The organism is Sphingopyxis sp. USTB-05, from assembly GCF_023822045.1.
In the GTDB taxonomy this organism is placed as follows: Bacteria; Pseudomonadota; Alphaproteobacteria; order Sphingomonadales; family Sphingomonadaceae; genus Sphingopyxis.
In genome coordinates this window covers 2,350,017-2,363,849 of the sequence record NZ_CP084712.1, presented here as the reverse complement: position 1 = coordinate 2,363,849, position 13,833 = coordinate 2,350,017, and the positions used below count along the sequence as shown (strand labels likewise).

At 64.5% G+C, this 13,833-nt stretch carries 20 protein-coding genes; 7 read left to right on the top strand and 13 right to left on the bottom strand.

What is annotated here, in order from left to right; all coding sequences use genetic code 11:
* Window positions 1-41: 41 nt before the first annotated feature.
* Genes KEC45_RS10845 through KEC45_RS10825 form a run of 5 tightly spaced genes read left to right on the top strand, consistent with a single transcriptional unit; the run spans window position 42 to window position 4,606 of the window.
* A complete protein-coding gene (locus KEC45_RS10845; protein WP_062179543.1) occupies window positions 42-407 on the top strand; it encodes a cytochrome c family protein in 366 nt (121 codons plus the stop codon).
* A complete protein-coding gene (coxB, locus tag KEC45_RS10840) occupies window positions 400-1,347 on the top strand; it encodes a cytochrome c oxidase subunit II (protein WP_252170967.1) in 948 nt (315 codons plus the stop codon). The genes KEC45_RS10845 and coxB overlap by 8 nt, the downstream gene beginning before the upstream one ends.
* Window positions 1,344-3,875: a cbb3-type cytochrome c oxidase subunit I gene (locus tag KEC45_RS10835; protein WP_252170966.1), complete on the top strand. Its 2,532-nt coding sequence runs from the start codon at window positions 1,344-1,346 to the stop codon at window positions 3,873-3,875. The genes coxB and KEC45_RS10835 overlap by 4 nt, the downstream gene beginning before the upstream one ends.
* Window positions 3,872-4,162, top strand: coding sequence for a hypothetical protein (locus tag KEC45_RS10830; protein WP_062179553.1), 291 nt, complete (start codon window positions 3,872-3,874; stop codon window positions 4,160-4,162). Before KEC45_RS10835 ends, KEC45_RS10830 begins: the two co-directional genes overlap by 4 nt.
* A gap of 60 nt (window positions 4,163-4,222) precedes the next feature.
* Window positions 4,223-4,606, top strand: coding sequence for a nuclear transport factor 2 family protein (locus tag KEC45_RS10825; RefSeq protein WP_062179557.1), 384 nt, complete (start codon window positions 4,223-4,225; stop codon window positions 4,604-4,606).
* Between the two features lie 283 nt (window positions 4,607-4,889).
* Here the strand turns inward: KEC45_RS10825 and KEC45_RS10820 are convergent, their stop codons facing one another.
* Both KEC45_RS10820 and KEC45_RS10815 read right to left on the bottom strand, forming a co-directional pair.
* Entirely contained in the window at window positions 4,890-5,048 is a 159-nt protein-coding gene (locus KEC45_RS10820; RefSeq protein WP_171013847.1) for a hypothetical protein, read from the bottom strand.
* 14 nt (window positions 5,049-5,062) lie between these two features.
* On the bottom strand, window positions 5,063-5,977 hold the full coding sequence (locus tag KEC45_RS10815) for an endonuclease (protein WP_062179560.1): 915 nt from the start codon (window positions 5,975-5,977) through the stop codon (window positions 5,063-5,065).
* Between the two features lie 342 nt (window positions 5,978-6,319).
* Between KEC45_RS10815 and KEC45_RS10810 the strand changes: the two genes are divergently transcribed.
* Window positions 6,320-6,742, top strand: a complete 423-nt coding sequence (locus tag KEC45_RS10810; protein WP_137893798.1) for a VOC family protein — start codon at window positions 6,320-6,322, stop codon at window positions 6,740-6,742.
* A gap of 9 nt (window positions 6,743-6,751) precedes the next feature.
* Here KEC45_RS10810 and KEC45_RS10805 read toward each other — a convergent pair whose 3' ends face one another.
* The 9 genes from KEC45_RS10805 to KEC45_RS10765 form a co-directional block, all read right to left on the bottom strand.
* Window positions 6,752-7,027, bottom strand: a complete 276-nt coding sequence (locus KEC45_RS10805; protein ID WP_056350296.1) for an HU family DNA-binding protein — start codon at window positions 7,025-7,027, stop codon at window positions 6,752-6,754.
* Between the two features lie 80 nt (window positions 7,028-7,107).
* A complete protein-coding gene (locus KEC45_RS10800; RefSeq protein ID WP_062179566.1) occupies window positions 7,108-7,698 on the bottom strand; it encodes an alpha-ketoglutarate-dependent dioxygenase AlkB in 591 nt (196 codons plus the stop codon).
* Window positions 7,695-7,874, bottom strand: coding sequence for a hypothetical protein (locus tag KEC45_RS10795; protein WP_062179569.1), 180 nt, complete (start codon window positions 7,872-7,874; stop codon window positions 7,695-7,697). Before KEC45_RS10795 ends, KEC45_RS10800 begins: the two co-directional genes overlap by 4 nt.
* Window positions 7,874-8,548: an SOS response-associated peptidase gene (locus tag KEC45_RS10790; protein WP_062179572.1), complete on the bottom strand. Its 675-nt coding sequence runs from the start codon at window positions 8,546-8,548 to the stop codon at window positions 7,874-7,876. Before KEC45_RS10790 ends, KEC45_RS10795 begins: the two co-directional genes overlap by 1 nt.
* A 60-nt stretch (window positions 8,549-8,608) precedes the next feature.
* Window positions 8,609-9,268 (bottom strand): SOS response-associated peptidase family protein, encoded by a 660-nt coding sequence (locus KEC45_RS10785; protein WP_137893796.1) that lies wholly within the window; start codon window positions 9,266-9,268, stop codon window positions 8,609-8,611.
* Window positions 9,269-9,278: 10 nt separating this feature from the next.
* Window positions 9,279-9,722, bottom strand: a complete 444-nt coding sequence (locus tag KEC45_RS10780; protein ID WP_062179578.1) for a hypothetical protein — start codon at window positions 9,720-9,722, stop codon at window positions 9,279-9,281.
* A gap of 75 nt (window positions 9,723-9,797) precedes the next feature.
* Entirely contained in the window at window positions 9,798-10,418 is a 621-nt protein-coding gene (locus KEC45_RS10775) for a TIGR02281 family clan AA aspartic protease (protein WP_252170965.1), read from the bottom strand.
* Window positions 10,419-10,461: 43 nt separating this feature from the next.
* On the bottom strand, window positions 10,462-10,728 hold the full coding sequence (locus KEC45_RS10770; RefSeq protein ID WP_137893792.1) for a hypothetical protein: 267 nt from the start codon (window positions 10,726-10,728) through the stop codon (window positions 10,462-10,464).
* Window positions 10,725-10,907 (bottom strand): DUF3606 domain-containing protein, encoded by a 183-nt coding sequence (locus KEC45_RS10765; protein ID WP_252170964.1) that lies wholly within the window; start codon window positions 10,905-10,907, stop codon window positions 10,725-10,727. Before KEC45_RS10765 ends, KEC45_RS10770 begins: the two co-directional genes overlap by 4 nt.
* A gap of 371 nt (window positions 10,908-11,278) precedes the next feature.
* Here KEC45_RS10765 and KEC45_RS10760 point away from each other — a divergent pair, with 371 nt between their 5' ends.
* Window positions 11,279-11,449 (top strand): DUF1328 domain-containing protein, encoded by a 171-nt coding sequence (locus KEC45_RS10760; RefSeq protein WP_077029184.1) that lies wholly within the window; start codon window positions 11,279-11,281, stop codon window positions 11,447-11,449.
* A 470-nt stretch (window positions 11,450-11,919) separates the two neighbouring features.
* Here the strand turns inward: KEC45_RS10760 and KEC45_RS10750 are convergent, their stop codons facing one another.
* The gene (locus tag KEC45_RS10750) at window positions 11,920-12,414 is read right to left on the bottom strand and encodes a hypothetical protein (RefSeq protein ID WP_152682331.1); all 495 of its coding nucleotides are present in this window, start codon (window positions 12,412-12,414) and stop codon (window positions 11,920-11,922) included.
* Window positions 12,415-12,484: 70 nt separating this feature from the next.
* A complete protein-coding gene (locus KEC45_RS10745) occupies window positions 12,485-13,609 on the bottom strand; it encodes a GGDEF domain-containing protein (protein WP_062179597.1) in 1,125 nt (374 codons plus the stop codon).
* Window positions 13,610-13,833: the final 224 nt, after the last annotated feature.

The following is a 13,833-nucleotide window of genomic DNA, read 5'->3' as shown; positions in this document are numbered from 1 at the left end:
GCGAGGTGGTTCCCAAAGCGAAACGAGGACGGTGAACGGCTATGAAAGGGGGTGCTGCGATTTCGGTCTTGATGCTGCTCGGCGCCTGCGCGCCCGTCCCGGTTGAAACGGCACCCGCCGACCCCGCGGCCGTCGCGCGCGGGCGCGATGCCGCGGCGCGGCTCGGTTGCGGCGCTTGCCATGCCATGCCCGGCATCACCTGGCCGAAAGGGCGCGTGGGACCGCCGCTCGCGGGCTTCGGCGCGCGCCCGCTGATCGCGGGCAAACTGCCAAATCGCGCGCCGCTGCTTGCCGCCTTTGTCACCGACGCGCCGGCGATGGCGCCGGGGACCGGGATGCCGGCGATACCGATGAAAAGAGCCGAAGCCGATGATATCGCCGCCTGGCTGCTGAGCCTCGATGACTGAGCGAACGCTGCCTTCGGAAGGCTGGCCGCCCGCCGTGCTCGATCCTGCCGGCCCCTATTCGGAGCCCGTGACCCTGCTTGCCTGGGTGCTGCTTGCTGGCGGAACCGTGATATTGGCGATCGTGCTTGGCGCACTCTGGATCGCGCTGCGCGGATCGCCTCGGCTCAAGACCCGGCTCGGCGGCGAGAAGGCGATCTGGATTCTGGGATTTGCCTTTCCCTCGGTCGTGCTCACGGGTCTGCTCGTGTGGGGCCTGATGCTCACCAGTTCGCTTTCGGCGGCGCGCGTTCCCGAAGGCGCCATGCGCGTCAAGGTCATCGGCGAGATGTGGTGGTGGCGCGTCCATTATCAGGACGGACAAGGCCGCGAGACGCTGCGCGATGCGAACGAACTCCACATTCCGATAGGACAGCCCGTCCTGCTCGAACTCGAGGCGGCCGACGTCATCCATAGCTTCTGGGTGCCGCGGCTTGGCGGCAAGATGGACATGATCCCGGGGCGCACCAATCGCCTGCTGATCGAGGCCGATGCGCCGGGTATCTACAAGGGACAGTGCGCCGAATATTGCGGCGGCCCGCACGCGCTGATGGGGTTTGTGGTGGTGGCCCACACCCCGGCGGACTTTGCGCGGTGGCAGGCTTCGCGGCTCCCGTCGCAAGGCGCCGGCGGCGAGGGGCTTGCACTTTTTCTCTCGAGCGGCTGCGCCGCCTGTCACACGATCCGCGGCACGCCGGCGCGTGGACTGGCCGGCCCCGATCTGACGCATGTCGGTTCGCGCAGGACGCTGGGCGCGGGCATATTGCCCAATAATCCGGGGACGATGGCGGGCTGGGTCGCCGACAGCCAGGCGATCAAGCCCGCGAACCGTATGCCCGCCTATCACCAGTTCAGCGGCGAGGAACTGCAGGCGCTCACCGCCTATCTGGTCTCGCTCAAATGAGATCGGAAACGGGGTTCGATCCCGCGCTTTATGAGCGTTTCCCGACTCGGCACGAGCGGCCGAAAGAAGAGGAGAAGGACCTCCGTCGTATCTGGTGCAAGCCCAAGGGCTGGGAATATCTGCTCGCGGTCAACAATAATTATATCGGCATCTATTATCTCGGAACCGCCTTTCTCTTTTTCCTGATGGCGGGGGTGCTCGCGCTGCTCATGCGTGCGCAACTCGCCGCGCCGATGCTCGAGATCCTGCCGCAGGGCACCTATAATCAGGTCTTCACCATGCACGGCACGGTGATGATGTTCCTCTTCGCGGTGCCCGCGGTCGAGGCGGCAGGCGTGCTCCTGCTCCCGCAGATGCTCGCGGCGCGCGATCTGCCGTTCCCGCGGCTGTCCGCCTATGCCTTCTGGGCCTATGCCGTCGGCGGACTTTGTTTTTTCGCCTCGATCTTCGTCGGGCTCGCGCCCGACGGCGGCTGGTTCATGTATCCGCCGCTGACGTCCAAGGCCTATTCGCCGGGAATCAACACCGACTTCTGGCTGCTCGGCATCGGCTTCATCGAGATCAGCGCGATCGCGGGGGCGATCGAGATCATCGTCGGCGTGCTGCGGACGCGCGCGCCGGGCATGCGCCTCGACAGGATGCCGATCTTCGCCTGGGCGATGCTCGTCTTCGCAGTGATGATCGTGATCGCCTTTCCGAGCATCATTCTCGGCACCTTGCTGCTCGAGATCGAGCGCGCGTTCGGCTGGCCCTTCTTCGACGCGACGCGCGGCGGAGACCCCTTGCTCTGGCAGCATCTCTTCTGGTTTTTCGGCCACCCCGAGGTCTATATCATCTTCCTGCCCGCCGCCGGGATGATGAGCATGATCGTCGCGACCGTCGCGGGCGAGAGGCTCGTCGGCTACCGGCTCATCGTCCTTGCGATGATCGCGACGGGCTTCATCAGTTTCGGCGTGTGGGCGCATCATATGTTCACCACCGGCATGCCGCCGATGACGACGGGCTTCTTCTCGGCCGCCTCGATGGCGGTCAGCGTGCCGGCGGGCATCCAGGTCTTCTCGTGGATCGCGACGCTCGCAATCGGCAAGCCGAAGTTCAATGCGCCCGGCCTCTTCGTGATGGGCAGCATCGTTATTTTCGTGACGGGGGGTCTGACGGGTGTGATGGTAGCGATGGTGCCCTTCGACTGGCAGGCGCACGATAGCTATTTCATCGTCGCGCACCTCCATTATGTCCTGATCGGCGGCATGGTCTTTCCGCTGTTTGCGGCCTTCTATTACTGGATTCCGATGGTGAGCAAGCGGGCGCTGTCGGAGCGGCTCGCGAAATGGGTGTTCGGCCTCATGTTCCTCGGCATGAATGTCGCCTTCCTGCCGATGCATCTGGCGGGGCTGCAGGGCATGCCGCGCCGCGTCTACACCTATCTGCCGGGGCAGGGCTTTGAGCTTCCCAATCTCATCTCGACGGTCGGCGCTTTCATGCTCGGGCTCGGTGTGCTCCTCTTCCTCGTCGACCTGGCGCGCAATTTCCGGCTCGCGCCGGGCGAGGGCAATGCCGGGAATGTCTATGGCGGCGGCACGCTCGAATGGTTGCCGAGCGAGCTCTATTCGACGCGCTCGATCCCGGTCGTCACCAGCCGCGAGCCTTTGTGGGACGATCCGGCGCTCGCGCATGAAGTCGAAAAGGGGCGCTATTTCCTCCCGCGCTCGGCGACTGGCCGTCGCGAGACGATCGTCACCAGCCCGCTGCTCGCCGAGCCCCAATATCTGCAGATCATGCCGGGGCCGTCGCCATGGCCCTTCGCCGCCGCGATCTTTACTGCGGGCTTCTTCCTCGCGCTGACGGTGCAGGCCTATATGTTCGCATGGGTGAGCGGCGTCCTCGCGGTGATCTCGGTACTGCGATGGCTTTGGGAAACCGACCGGCCGGTCGAAATCGAGGGTGTCGACATTGGCGCCGACATCCGCGTCCCGACCTACGTTACCGGGCCGGCGAGCCATGGCTGGTGGGCGATGGTCATCCTGCTGGTTGTGATGGGCATGATCTTTCTCATGGCGCTGTTCAGCCTTGCCTTCCTGTCCTCGAACCAGCCGGGCTTCTGGCGGCCGCCGCCGCCCCTCGGCGAGGCGATATCGATCCTGGGGCTCTACGCTGTCGCAATCGGTCTCGCGCTCACGGCACGCGCATGCCTTCGACGCTCGCCCTTCTGGTCGGTATTCGCGCTTCTTTTGTCCGCGGCGGTTTCGAGTGCGGCGCTTGGCATGGATTACGTGAGTTGGTCGAGTAGCGAACTTGGTCCCACCGCGAGCGGGCAGGGGGCTGTCGTCTATGCGCTGCTGGCCCTTCAGGCATGCGCAGCGGCGATTGCAATCTTGATGGCGCTTTACTGCGCGGCGCGTGCTGTGCGGGGCCTTGTCCCGCAGCCTAGGAACAACAGCATCGACCTCACGATGCTCTTTCTCGTCTACACCGCGGCACAGGGGGTGACGGGCGCACTCGTCTCGCGACTGGTCGGCGCTGGCGGATGAAGAGCTGGTTCATCATGATGGGCGGTCTCGTCCTGTGGGCCGTACATTTCTTCCTCCTCTACCTCCTCGCCGAGTTCGGAGGCAGCGGACCCGGCATACGCCTCGCAGCATCGCTCTTTACCTTGGTTATTCTCGGCGGCGTGGCATGGATGTTCGTAGCGGTGCGGCACAAAACGTCCGGCGATCCCTTCGCGCGGTGGCGACGGCGTGCCGCCATGCTGGCGCTGGCGTTCGGCGGGCTCGGAATCGTCTTTCAATATTTGCCCATTCTGCTCGTTGATCGATAGGGCGGCGGGAACGAGAGCCGCGCCGGATCGGGCCGGTGGCCAGATTCGGGAGTAGGATGGATGCAGCTGATCGAGGCTATTGCGAGGTGCGAGGAAGAGCTGCGGGCCGCGATGCTGGCCGGCGATGTCGAGGCACTGGAGCGGCTGCTTGCGGAGGACATGATCTTCGTCGATCAACAGGGGGTCAGGCGATCGCGGGAGGGTGATATAGCGGCGCACCGTTCGGGCCTGCTCGACCTGAGTTCACTCGACTTTCGCGGCGACCGCCGCATTTGGTCCCACGGTGACGTGGCGAGCGTCGTCGTAACGGCCGATGTCGCGGGAACCTATGCCGGCGCGGCTTTCTTCGGGACTTTTGCCTATCTCCGGCTCTGGAAGCAGCAGGGCGACTGTTGGCAGATCATTCTCGCTCAATGCACGGCTTGTTCCTCGTCGGAACTGTGATCGAATTCTGCCTCGGGGAGGTTGAGCGCGGCATCTGTCGAGCGCGCTCTGGCCTCGCAGGCTCGGCCAGGGGTCGCACGGATGTAGGGCCGCGCGTGCACACTTGCCTCGCTTCTTGCCGGTGCGGGCGCGCGCGTTCACGGCGGGCAAGCCGCGCTGCGCGCGGCTCCGGCCACGGCTCCGCCGCGTCCGACCCGCCGCTCCCGCCCGCACGCCGCCCCGGCTGCGGCTCCGGCAAGAGTGCGGCTTTCGGCCCTTCGGGCCAGCGTTCTCGCTGCCAAGGTCAATCCGGCTTTGCGCGAAGGTTGCGGCGGATCGTTCTCAGCGCATTCTCGAGACCTTGCGAGCGATATCCGCCTTCCGGCGTTTCGCGATCGAACAGGGCGCCGTCGTCATCCCGGCCAAGCAAGAATTCAAGCGCTTCGACAAGGTCCTGATCCATGGTTGTTCTTCCCGTCACCGCGCCAGCGTCACCGATATGGGACAATGATCGGAGTAATGCTTGGTGCCCGACCCGTAGAGCGTCTCGGCAAAGCTCAGCATGTCCGCGCCGGCGCGCCGGTCAAGGACGATATGATCGATGAAACTGTCGTAGCGCGGATCGCATTTCGGTCCCGTCCCGGCATCTGCGAGACGGAGATCGGCGTTCGAGGGCGTGCCATCATCGAGCTCGGACCAGACGCGGTCGGCTGCAAGGCCGAGCCTGCGGTTCCAGTCGCCGAGCAGGGCGAAGCGCACAGGCGCCTCGGCAGCCGCATCGACCCACGCCTCTAGCGCGGGGATCTGCTCGGACAGGATCGGGCACGCCTTGGCGGTATCTCCGGCAAAGCAGCCCGACTTCAAGTGGATCGAAAGCAGACGGAGCGGCCTCGCGCGCTCAGGTCGGAGCGTGATGTCGACGCCCGAGCGCAGTTGAGGATTGCCGAGCATGAGGCTGGTCACATCGGGGTGGCGGTCGAACGCAATGGTCTTGCGGATCGCGAATCCGACAGCCTGGCGGATCACGCGCTGCGACTTGTGCTCGCCGCCGCAGGTCCCGCTGGGCCTACCGGCGCGCTCTTCCATGACGACGGTATAGCGGGCGGGGTCGAACACGCGCTCTGCCGCCGCGACACTCTCCGCTTCCTGAAACGCGATCAGGTCGGCGTCGAGCCCATCGGCTATCTGCCGCATGGCGGCATAGTCGGCGTCGGTTCGCGGCTGACATCCGTCGCCGTTATGCTCGGCAAGGAATTCGAGGTTCCAGCTCGCCAGGGTGAGCGGCCGGTCTTGCAGGACAGAGGGCGAAAAGGGCTGCGAAGCTTGCTCGGCGCCCGCGCAAGCGCTGAGCGAAAGGAGAGTAGCAGCTATAAAAAGGAGGCGCTGGTTCATCGGGCGCTTCTGGCCGCGACGCGGGGCGCTTTCAACCTCTTCGTTGGCAGCAATATTATCTGGGGAGAGAACCTCGTCTCCCGGGAACCAGGGGGAGAGACGAGGCACTACAAGAATGCGCACCTACGAGGAATTGTTCCGAATGACGTGTAATATGATATTGATTTCGATCAAGTTTACCCGAATTTCCGTGCGGTACTCGACTTTCCAACAAGGAGGTTCGTGATCCATTGTTCGGCGCGAGCTGATGTCTGGCTTCGGCGATTCATAGGGACTTCGTGATCGCGGGAACAAGGCTGGCTCCCTTGCCGTTGTTAAAGAGCCTATATCGGAGACCGATGCATGCAGCAGCAGATTGCAGTCGTGACGCTCGGGATCGCGGATCTCGTCCGGTCCCGCCGCTTCTATAGCGAAGGCTTCGGCTGGACGCCGGTGTTCGCGAACGAGGAAATCGCCTTCTATCAGATGAACGGTCTGATCCTCGGCACATGGCTTGAGGCAAAGCTCGCCGAGGACATGACGCGGACCTCGTTCGGAGGCCCGGGGGCCTTCGCGCTCGCCCATAATGTCGGGTCGGCGGAAGAGGTCGATGCAGTGATCGCGGCACTGGAGGCTGCAGGCGGGCGGGTGCTCCGGCCAGGCGATGCACCGCCGCATGGCGGCTATCGGGGCTATGTCGCCGATCCCGACGATCACGCCTGGGAAATCGCTTGGAATCCGGCTTGGCCGATCGACGCCGAAGGCCATGTGACCTTCGGCGCCTGACGTCGGGTCTTAGCCGTTGAGGCGATCCTTGACCGCCTTCGCCGCGCCGAAGCCGAGCTTTTTCGAGGCCGCGATCTGGATGGTCTCACCGGTCGAAGGGTTGCGGCCCTCGCGGGCTGCGCTTTCCTTGACCTTGAACTTGCCGAAGCCGTTTACCGATACTTCCTCGCCCTTGGCGGCGGCGTCGGCGATCGCGGCGAACACGGCGTCGACAGCCTTCTTGCCGTCGGCCTTGCTGGTTCCGAGCGCGCTAGCAACTGCGTCCGAAAGGTCGGCATGGTTCATTCAATATCTCCCTTATGCGGTCGGCCCCTCGCCGACCGGGCGGTCTCTATAGGAGCGAATATTTGCCTTCGCTATCGCGATCAACTCGCGAGGCTGCGGAAGGTGATCGACCAGCGCGCCGTCTCGATCGGCGCGATGCTATGTTCCCACGCGTGCCGCGCTTCGCCGGTGAAACGATAGATCGAGCGGGGCGCGAGCGGCAGTGCAAAGCGGTCGAACTTGTCTCCTCGGCGGCGCCGGAAGCGCATCGCCGCCTCTGCTCCCAGCGAAATGCCGACGACATGCTCGAAGACGGGCCGGTCTTTATGCCAGCCGATGCCGGCCCCGGGGCCGTATGAAATCAGCAGCGCCTGCGCGAGGGCGCCCGGCGGAAGTTCTGAAAAACGCTCGGCGCGAGCGGCGATCGGCGCGAGCCAGTCGGGGATCGGCGCGGCGCGTGCGAAAACCCCCGTCTGGAAATCATAGCTCCATCCGAATGAGCGGGTGAGGCGTTTGCCCTCCCATTGCTGGAATTTGAAGGCCTCGAGCCCAGCATGTTCGATATGGGCTATGAGCGCCGCTTCCTCGGCTTCCGTGACGAAGGCTTCGGCCGCTTCGAGACCGGGAAGCAGTGCACGGCCAAACAGATCGGCCTGCGCCGCGGCACTTTTGCTGACAGGGTTGTGTTTCATGTCCTTGCGAGTGCGTTCAGCTTCGCCGCGATCGCTTTCCAGCGCTCGACGCCCGCATTATCCCCCGCGAGCGCGAGCGCACCGATGCGCGCTGCGACGAAGCGCGGTGCGCCCGCTCCATGCTGCTTTTCGACGGCGAGGGCGCAGGCCCAGAGATGGCGGTCTTCGGTGAGCATCAGAGCAGGGTCGGCATATCGGGGAGCGGGGGCGACGTCCTGCCGCGGTTGCTCCAGGGGTCGTTGCTATGCTCGGCAACGAGGCGGTCGCCCGGATATTTGCGCACGAGCCCGAATGCTTCGTCGGCGGGCGCGTGCAGCCAAGTCTCATGATCTTCGGGACGGAGGATCACCGGCATGCGGTCGTGGATATCGAGCAGTTCCTCGGTCGCGTCCACCATCACGCCGGTATAGGCGTCGCCCCATTCGTCGGTGGGGCGCCATAGTCCCGCCCAGGCCGCAAGCGGCTGATCGGTGACGCTGACCCAGGTCTTCGTCATTGCGCCTTTTTCGCCGACGGCTTCGGCAAAGGCGGTGAACGGGATCAGGCAGCGATGCGCCGGCTGGGCAAACCATTGGCTCCACATACCATAAGGATTGAAGAGCTGATCGTCGCGTGCGTTGTTCGTCGGGCTCGGCTTGTTAGGCAGGCCCGTCTTCTTGCTTTTGGAGTGGCGCGGAAAACCCCAGGTCATCGAGCGCAGGACGCGCTTTCCCTGCTCTTCGCGGACGACCATGCCCGAATAGCCGGGATACACATCCTCGGCGCTGTTGAACGCCGGTACGGGGAGGTCGACGCCGAAATGCGCCGCAACCTCGGCCGCGCTTTTGCGCTCGGTGTAGAGATTGCACATGGACGTCAGTCTATCAGCATCGAGCCGGGAAGGAAGGGCATGGGGGGAAACGGCGCTCTGCTAGAGCAGCGCTTGCTGGGGCCGCGCGCTCGGCGGCAATTTGCCGCTGCGCCAAAGATCGTCGGTATGCTCGGCGACAAAATTTTCTGCGGGCGGTGGCGGACGAAACTGGAAGCCGATGACATCCTTGATCGAGCCGTGGAGCCAGCGTTCATATTCATGGGGCATGAGGAGGACGGGCATGCGATCGTTGGTGGGATGCACGAGCTCGTTCGCGTCCATCGTCATGCCGGCGTAAACGGGACCCAATTCGGGGGTGTTCTTGGCGAAGCCCGCCCAGGCCATGATCGGCTGGCCTTCGGCAGAGAACCAACTGCGTGTCTTCTCGCCGGGCGAGCCGTTGGGGTTCGCGAAGTGCGTCAGCGGAATGAGGCAGCGATAGCGGGGCTCGACGACGAGACCTTCCCACATCGGGTTGGTGAGATCGGCGACGAGGCCGATGCGGCCCGGCGGATCGCCGCGCAGCCGCATCTCGCGGGTGAGGCGCGGGAAGCCCCAGAGCATCTGGCGAAGGTGCCGCCGGCCGTTCGTTTCGTGGACGACGAGGCCGGGGAGGGCCTCGATCGTCTCCGAGGGAACGGCGATATCGGTAAAGCCGCCGGCGCCGAAATGATCGGCGACGTCCGAAGCCGTGGCGGCAAGGGTGTAGAGGCGGCTCATCTCTCGGGCTTCAGGCGAAAATCTTCGTCCATTTTTGGACTTGTTCCGCAAAGCTCGCCGGCTCGAATCCGAGACCGATCTCGGTTTCGACGAGCGGGGCGCTGCCGCCGGCGGCGTAGAAGCCGCTGATGTCGCTCTCGCCGAACGGGTCGAATTCCTGCGCCCAGCGATCGAGGGCGATTGCGCGCGCGTGGAGCGCGGCGCCGCCGTGATCACCGAGTCCCTGCTCGCGCGCGAAGCGCTCAAGCAGACGGCCATGCTCCGCAATGTCGCTCGGGCTCTTCACCACAAGATGCCGGATCGTCTCGATCGCGCGCGCGAGATGCGCGCCGGTGATATGGACCGCATTGATCGCGGCGAGAAAACCGCCGGGTGCGAAAAAATCATTGGCGGCAGCATGGCCGCCGATGCGGTCGTCACCTTCGGATCTGTCGAACGGGATTACGTCACCCATGGCCGGTCTTTCGTTGCGAGTCGGTCACGGAACATAGAACAAAAATGGAACAAAGGCGAATCCGTGCCGTGTCTATCAGGGGTCGACGTCGGCGGGTTGAGGAACAAGGAAGAGCGTGCGGCCCTCGACGCGCCAGGCGGCGAGCTGCGACAGGAAATTCATGCCGAGCACATCCGTATTGCCGAGAGCGGGTGAGATCACGACCTTCAGCCGCTGTACCTCGATGGCGCCGACCGCGAGCGCATCGACCGTTCCGGCCTCGGCCCGCACCGTCCCGTTCGCGGTCTGCATCAGGAGCGGCAGCAGCGTTGCATCGGCCTCGACCCCGGCTGCGCGGGCGGTCTCCTGCGATAGCGCGGTCACGGTGGCGCCGCTGTCGACGAGCATCCTTCGCTTAACGCCATTGATTTCGGCATCGACCCAGAAATGTCCGTCGCGCGCCATGGGAATGCGCACCTCGCTGCCGACGACCTGCTGTCGATCGAGACCAATCGCCGCGGTGAGGCGGCCGAGGTTCGGATCGAAGGGGGCGTGCTGAAGAATGAGGAAGATCGCGAAGGCGAGAAGCGCGAAGGAGAAGAGGCCGCGCAGCACGCGGCCGACATAGGGGATCTTGAACAGCAGGATCAAGACGAGCGCGGCGCCAGCCGCATAGATCGCGAGTTGCTCCCAAGGGAGATCGGTGGTGAGAGGCATATCGGCGGCTTTACCACCGGCCTCGTGTCGCGTGGCTGAACGATCAGCTCTCGGAGATCGTCTCGTCCTCGATCGCCGCGGTGATCATTCTTTCCCACACCCCGGCATCCCCGACTGCCAGCATGCGCCCGCTCGGCTCCCGCATCGTCTTGAGGATAGCGAGCGCCGCGGCGGTATACTCCGGCCAGAGCATGTCGACGGCATCGGCCGCCGACCGCAGTTCGCCTTCGCCGTTCCGGCTGAGCTCATGTCCGGCAAGGACCCTGGCTATCCGCTCGACCGGAGCCGTTGCTGCAGTGTCCCGAGTCATCGGCCGTGGTTCAGATAGGCGCGGACCGCGTCCGCGCTGTTTCCGACAGCATCGACAGCCTCGCGAAGTTCTTCTTCGCCCACGCCGAGGCTCTCGCTCCAATCGCGGATCTCATAATCTTCGGAAAGGCTGATCCGATCGCGATCGGAGGCGCCCGTCAGTCTCTTGTCATCCGCCATCATGGTCTCCTGTGTCTGCGCTCGCGAAGCCGGGCCGCGCGGGAGCTGCGGCCCGGCCCAGAAGGCGCAGCAATCTGCGCCTGTCTGTGCCGCGATTCTGTCGGCACCTTGCCTTCGATACCTCTTTCGCCGGTTGAGCGGAGTGGCGCTCTCAACCCCGAATGACGCGCCGACGACGGCAAGCGTTCCCGAGAAAATTTTTCGGATTAACACAGGTTATTCCGGGGATGCGGAGGCGCGCTCGGCGCGGAACTTTCTAAACGAGCCAGCGTTACCCGGACATCCACCACGGATGAATCGGCGCAGCTTTCACCGTCCCCCGCTCACGCGGTCGGGCGACTGGCGGACTGCGTCCAGACGGGAGATTTATCATGTTCAGATGGGCTATCATCTTTGCCGTCGTCGCGCTCGTCGCGGCGCTTCTCGGCTTCGGCGGCATCGCCGGCCTTTCGGCCGACTTCGCCAAGATCTTGCTCGTGATCGGCGTCGTCCTCTTCATCGTCGCCTTCGTATTCGGGCGCGGACGCCGCACATTGCCCTGAGTTTCCGGGATGGCCGAAGTTTCCGACTTTGCCATCCTCACGGGTGCCGGCGATCACAAACCCCTCGGTCGCCGGCACACGACTATATCGCCTTCCTTTTTCGGCCGTGTCTGAGCAGCGGCCCGACACAATCCAAGTCACCCCCGACGGCCGCTATTTCGTCATTCGCGGCCGCCTTTGGCGTATGTCGAACCCGGCGCTTGAGCCTGGCCAGCGCGAGCGACTTGTTTCCGAACTAATGACTGCCCGGCGGAACGTGCGAACGGCGCTCGCAGCAAGGGATGGCGTCGCGCTTCGGCGGGCCCGCTCGGCGATCGATCGGTCGAAACGCGCGCTTGGCGAGCGCGGACCGGTGTGGTGGGACGATGGAGCCCCGGACTATAACCGGCATATGGCAGTCAACACGCCCTACGCGCGGTGGTTCGAGGACTTGGCAGGCTAAAGCTGGCCTTCATTCACCTCATAGAGGTTCAGGACTTTGCCGTCATCAGCGGAGACATGGAGCCGCGATGGAGCGTCAGCATCGCCGTTCCGATCCCGGCCGCCGGGACGATCTTCATCCGTTCGGATGCGATGCCGCGATCCTCGAGCAAATGGGCGAGGAGGCTGATCTGGGCTTCGTCGCCGGCGATTTCGATCGTCGCGGCCGGAGCCGCGCGAAGGACGGTGGCGAGGTCCGCGGCTCGGCCGAGACCGATGCTCGTCAATTTGGGCCTGTCTTCGTCGAAGCCATGAAAAGTGAATGTCTCGCTTTGGCCATCGCGCGATGCAAGCCAATCGGCCATCTCGCGCGTGAGCGATCCGGATGCTGCCGCCATCGTCGATCCATCGGGAAGCGTGACGAGCGCGCTCGTCGCTGCTTCCGGCGGTGCGGCCTCAACCGGTTCGCTGCCGCAGGACTGGAGCGAAAGGGTGGCGGCACCGATTGCGAGGACGGACGTCATGAGCAATAGAATACGGGGCATCATTCATCCTCGATCCCCCTCGCAGCACCAACGCGCGACGTGAACGGATGTTGCTGCTCCCTGGCCGTTTTTAAGCCGCTGCCTGTACCTCGGCAGCGTCCTGATATCGGCATATGCCGCGGCCGCTTCGCTTTGCGGTGTAGAGCGCCTCGTCGGCGAGGCTGATCAGTTGTTCAAGGTCGCGCGACAGGTCGTCGCAGACGATGTAACCGATCGACGCCGAGACGCGGATATCATGGCTTCCGACGGCAAAGGGACGCGCGATCGAGGCTGCGACGCGTTCCGCGAGCATATAGGCCTCGTCAGGATTGCCGATCTGAAGCTGGATGATCACGAACTCGTCGCCTCCCAGCCGCGCGGCAATGTCGCCTTCGCGCAAGGTTCCCGAAATTCTTCTCGCGACCGCGGTGAGCAACGCGTCGCCGACGGGATGGCCGAAGCTGTCGTTCACAGGTTTGAAGCCGTTGAGGTCGAGGCAGTGTAGTGCGATCGGGCGGAGCTTAGCGGCGCGTACATGGCGGTCGAACCATTCGCGCAGCGCCAGCCGGTTGGGCAAGTCCGTGAGCCCGTCGCTTCGCGCGAGCGAGGCGAAGGTGAGCCGCCGGCCAATGTCGTCGAGGGCGCGGGCGTGTCGTTTGCGCAAGCTGAAGATACCGCCCGCTAGGAAAGCGGCGGTCATCAGCGCGGTCGCGATGTGGAGTGGCTTTCCGGCAACGAGCATCGTGACGACCGGCGGCATGACGGCGAGAAGGAGCGCGGCGATGGCGATGCGCGGGCGAAGGCTCGTCCCCGCCGCGACGCCCGCCGCATAGCCGATGACGAGACAGATCGCGAGCTTGTCGATGGCTGGATCGGGGAGGGCAAGCGCGCGCGCCGCGAAGAAGCCGAGCATGGCTGCAAAGACGATATAGCTCGCCGCATAGCGGCGCTCGAGCCGGCGGGCCTCACCGAGTGTGATCGCGGGATTATCCGCGGCAGCTGCGTCGCACGAGGCGACGAGGAGCCGGGCGATCGAGGCGAGGACGCCGATCGCATAGGGTCCCGCGATCAGCATGTCGCCCGATTGTTCGATGATCAGCGCCCCGCAGATGAGAAAGCCGAGCGACATCACGAGCGAGGGCAGCAGGCCATCGTAGAGACTTCGGATCAGCTCGATCTCGATCGCATCGGGTGAATATTTGACCGGGGTCGACATCGCTCAGCTCCTTGCCGAGAATTACCGCCCACCGGGAGGACCGGTTCCACCTGCGGACGGCCGAACCTCCTGAAATCCCGCACGCTCAGCCTAGACCCCGAGCGTTAACAAAGTTGGAAGTGGGGCGCATCCGACGCCCAAAAAGGTAAAGCCCCGCTGCACAAGGCTGCGGGGCTTTCCTGAAGTCGGGTCCTGAGACCCGAGCTTGCAAAGTAGATACGCGC